This is a genomic window from Holdemania massiliensis AP2, assembly GCF_000327285.1.
In the GTDB taxonomy this organism is placed as follows: domain Bacteria; phylum Bacillota_I; class Bacilli_A; order Erysipelotrichales; family Erysipelotrichaceae; genus Holdemania; species Holdemania massiliensis.
Genome location: NZ_HE998574.1, coordinates 1 through 5,005 on the forward strand (window position 1 = coordinate 1; position 5,005 = coordinate 5,005).

A 5,005-nucleotide genomic window follows, 5' to 3' on the forward strand; every position below is an offset into this window, starting at 1 on the left:
GGGAACCGAAGAACCTGGCAACGAGCTGCCTTCACTATGGCAGGCATAGCTATTCTCGCCGCGGAAATGCTTAACTTCTGTGTTCGGGATGGGAACAGGTGTGACCATTTCGCTATCGTCACCAGATCATTTCAGGATTATTCCCTGAAAACCAAATAACAGTTGCTTCTAGAAAGTCTTGCTCTTTCTTACTTCGTTATGAACGTTTGTTTTTTCCTCATGTGATTAAATCCTCGACCGATTAGTATCAGTCAACTCCACACATCACTGTGCTTCCATCTCTGACCTATCTACCTCGTCGTCTTCAAGGGGTCTTACTTTCTCTAGGAAATGGGAAATCTCATCTCGGAGTCGGTTTCACGCTTAGATGCCTTCAGCGTTTATCCGTTCCCCACTTAGCTACCCAGCTATGCATCTGGCGATACAACTGGTGCACCAGCGGTGGGTCCATCCCGGTCCTCTCGTACTAAGGACAGCTCTCCTCAAATTTCCTACGCCCACAACAGATAGGGACCGAACTGTCTCACGACGTTCTGAACCCAGCTCGCGTACCGCTTTAATGGGCGGACAGCCCAACCCTTGGAACCGAATTCAGCTCCAGGATGCGATGAGCCGACATCGAGGTGCCAAACCTCGCCGTCGATGTGAACTCTTGGGCGAGATCAGCCTGTTATCCCCAGGGTAGCTTTTATCCGTTAAGCGACGGCCATTCCATTCTGCACCGCCGGATCACTAATCCCGACTTTCGTCCCTGCTCGACTTGTCTGTCTTGCAGTCAAGCACCCTTCTGCATTTGCGCTCGTCGATTGATTTCCAACCAATCTGAGGGTACCTTTGGGCGCCTCCGTTACTCTTTAGGAGGCGACCGCCCCAGTCAAACTGCCCACCTGACACTGTCCCTTACCCGGTTCACGGATATAGGTTAGAATTTCAATCAACTAAGAGTGGTATCCCAACGTCGACTCCATTGAAACTGACGTCCCAACTTCTTCGTCTCCCACCTATCCTGTACATACTTGATCAAAACTCAATATCAGGCTACAGTAAAGCTCCATGGGGTCTTTCCGTCTAGTTGCGGGTAACCTGCATCTTCACAGGTACTAAGATTTCACCGAGTCTGCTGCCGAGACAGCGCCCAAATCATTACGCCTTTCGTGCGGGTCAGAACTTACCTGACAAGGAATTTCGCTACCTTAGGACCGTTATAGTTACGGCCGCCGTTCACTGGGGCTTCAATTCAATGCTTCGTCTTACGACTAACACATCCTCTTAACCTTCCAGCACCGGGCAGGCGTCACCCCCTATACTTCGTCTTGCGACTTTGCAGAGAGCTGTGTTTTAGTTAAACAGTTGCTTGGGCCTCTTCACTGCGGCTCTTTCGAGCGCCCCTTCTTGCGAACGTACGGGGCTATTTTGCCGAGTTCCTTGGCAACAGTTCTCTCGCTCACCTTAGGCTTCTCGCCTTGACCACCTGTGTCGGTTTTGGTACGGGCCGCTCATTGATTTGCGCTAGAAGCTTTTCTTGAAAGCTGGCATCGCCGTCTTCGCTACTGGGTCGCCCGTTCGCTCCTCATCACGCCTTCAGATTGACAGCCGGATTTGCCTGACTGCCTCCTACCTCGCTTGATCCGGAATCCATTTACCGGTCCGGTTAGCCTTCTTTGTCACTCCATCACTCAATGCGCGGGTACAGGAATATCAACCTGTTTTCCATCGACTACGCTTTTCAGCCTCGCCTTAGGTCCCGACTTACCCAGGGCGGACGAACCTTCCCCTGGAATCCTTGGTCTATCGGTGTGCAGGATTCTCACCTGCATCTCGCTACTCACACCGGCATTCTCACTTCCATGCGCTCCACCGCTCCTTACGGTACGGCTTCCATGCCCATGGAACGCTCCCCTACCCAATGACCGAAGTCATTGCCATAGTTTCGGTATACTGCTTAGCCCCGGTTAATTTTCGGCGCAGGGTCACTCGACTAGTGAGCTGTTACGCACTCTTTCAAGGGTGGCTGCTTCTAAGCCAACCTCCTAGTTGTCTGTGCATCCCCACATCCTTTTCCACTTAGCAGTAATTTTGGGACCTTAACTGATGATCTGGGCTGTTTCCCTTTTGACCATGGACCTTATCACCCACAGTCTGACTGCCGAAGATGGTATAATGGCATTCGGAGTTTGATTTCATTCAGTACACCTTGACGGCGCCATCATGAATTCAGTGCTCTACCTCCACTACCCTGACTTCGACGCTAGCCCTAAAGCTATTTCGGGGAGAACCAGCTATCGCCGTGTTCGATTGGAATTTCTCCGCTAGCCACAACTCATCCGCCAACTTTTCAACGGGGGTCGGTTCGGTCCTCCAGTTGGTTTCACCCAACCTTCAACCTGGTCATGGCTAGATCACTACGGCTTCGGGTCTATCTCATCGTACTCTCGCCCTCTTCAGACTCGCTTTCGCTTCGGCTCCGTGTCTTCCACTTAACCTTGCACGATAACATAACTCGCCGGTTCATTCTACAAAAGGCACGACATCACCCCTTAACGGGCTCTGTCTTCTTGTAAGCATATGGTTTCAGGTTCTATTTCACTCCGCTCCCGCGGTTCTTTTCACCTTTCCCTCACGGTACTGGTTCACTATCGGTCATGTAGGAGTATTTAGCCTTTCCGGATGGTCCCGGATGCTTCCGACAAGGTTCCACGTGCCTCGCCGTACTCAGGATTCCACTAGGTCGTCTTCCAATTTCGATTACGGGGCTTGCACCCTCTTTGGCGGACCTTTCAATGTCCTTCTTCTATCGGTTAACGTACCACCTTGTGGTCCTACTACCCCAACCCTAAGGCTGGTTTGGGCTCTTCCCCGTTCGCTCGCCGCTACTGAGGGAATCATTCTTATTTTCTTTTCCTCCAGGTACTAAGATGTTTCAATTCCCTGGGTTCTCTCCTCATGAGCTATCTTTTCACTCATGGGTAACGCGACATTACTCGCGCTGGGTTTCCCCATTCGGAGACCGACGGATCGATGTGTGCTTACCACTCCCCGTCGCGTTTCGCCGTTAGCTGCGTCCTTCTTCTGCTCTACATGCCTAGGCATCCACCATACGCCCTTATTCATTTAATCACGCGTTCCTGTCTTGACTGCGAGTCGTCCAGTTACGCTTTTCTTTCTTAAGAACTGTTCAACGTTCAACTTCAAATATCTTGTTCTGATTTTTGAAATCTTTTCAACTTTTCAGAAAGATCATGTCTTTCTATCTGTTTTCTGTTATTCGGTTTTCAAAGAACAATCACTGTACTGAGAAATCTTTCGATCTCTCAAAACTAAACAGGCTTACTTTTCCACAAAATCCAACTTTTCTCGTCTTTCTCCTTAGAAAGGAGGTGATCCATCCCCACGTTCCCGTAGGGATACCTTGTTACGACTTAACCCCAATCATCAGCCCTACCTTCGACGGCTCCCTCCCTTTGCAGGGTTAGGCCACCGGCTTCGGGTATTGCCAACTCTCATGGTTTGACGGGCGGTGTGTACAAGGCCCGAGAACGTATTCACCGCGGCATGCTGATCCGCGATTACTAGCGATTCCGGCTTCATGAAGTCGGGTTGCAGACTTCAATCCGAACTGAGACGGACTTTCTGAGGTTTGCTCCACATTGCTGTCTTGCTTCTCGTTGTATCCGCCATTGTAGTACGTGTGTAGCCCAGGTCATAAGGGGCATGATGATTTGACGTCATCCCCACCTTCCTCCGGTTTGTCACCGGCAGTCTCTCTAGAGTCCTCAACTTAATGTTAGTAACTAAAGACAAGGGTTGCGCTCGTTGCGGGACTTAACCCAACATCTCACGACACGAGCTGACGACAACCATGCACCACCTGTATCCAGGATAACCTCCACTATATCTCTATAGCTTTGCCTGGTATGTCAAGACCTGGTAAGGTTCTTCGCGTTGCGTCGAATTAAACCACATACTCCACCGCTTGTGCGGGCCCCCGTCAATTCCTTTGAGTTTCACACTTGCGTGCATACTCCCCAGGCGGAGAACTTATTGCGTTAACTGCAGCACTGAGTTTCCCCAACACTTAGTTCTCATCGTTTACGGCGTGGACTACTAGGGTATCTAATCCTATTTGCTCCCCACGCTTTCGTGCATGAGCGTCAGTTACAGGCCAGGCAACCGCCTTCGCCACTGGTGTTCCTCCATATATCTACGCATTTTACCGCTACACATGGAATTCCATTGCCCTCTCCTGTACTCTAGTCTGACAGTTTCTAAGGCTGTATGGGGTTAAGCCCCACGCTTTCACCTTAAACTTTTCAAACCGCCTGCGCACCCTTTACGCCCAATAATTCCGGATAACGCTCGCCACCTACGTATTACCGCGGCTGCTGGCACGTAGTTAGCCGTGGCTTTCTGGTAAAGTACCGTCACTCCCATAGCATTCCCTCTATGAGCCGTTCTTCCTTCACAACAGAGCTTTACAACCCGAAGGCCTTCTTCACTCACGCGGCGTTGCTCGGTCAGGCTTTCGCCCATTGCCGAAAATTCCCTACTGCTGCCTCCCGTAGGAGTTTGGGCCGTGTCTCAGTCCCAATGTGGCCGGTCACCCTCTCAGGTCGGCTACGTATCATCGCCTAGGTGGGCCGTTACCTCACCTACTAGCTAATACGCCATAAGCTCATCCATCCGTGTTGTATCCCAACTTTAATTAGTCCCTGATGCCAGAAACTAACCTATCCGGTATTAGCAGCCGTTTCCAACTGTTATCCCAGGCCGATGGGCAGATTGCTTATGTATTACTCACCCGTTCGCCACTCCTCGTAAAGAAGCAAGCTCCTTTACAAAGCGTTCGACTTGCATGTATTAGGCACGCCGCCAGCGTTCATCCTGAGCCAGGATCAAACTCTCCATTTGTTCGAGTTTGTTTAGCTCGTTTTATATCCTCTGTCACAAGACAGATTCTTTCTGAATTGACGTTGTATTTTTGTGCTTTTCTTCCTGTTTAGTTTTC

At 50.4% G+C, this 5,005-nt stretch carries 3 rRNA genes; all 3 read right to left on the reverse strand.

The annotated features are described in order from the left end of the window. Positions 1–12: 12 nt before the first annotated feature. Positions 13–126: ribosomal RNA gene (gene rrf, locus BN162_RS17470) — 5S ribosomal RNA — on the reverse strand. Between the two features lie 95 nt (positions 127–221). Then, positions 222–3,117, reverse strand: a 23S ribosomal RNA gene (locus tag BN162_RS17475). A 253-nt stretch (positions 3,118–3,370) separates the two neighbouring features. Further along, positions 3,371–4,908 (reverse strand): 16S ribosomal RNA (locus tag BN162_RS17480). Together the 16S, 23S and 5S rRNA genes form the textbook arrangement of a ribosomal RNA operon. Positions 4,909–5,005: the final 97 nt, after the last annotated feature.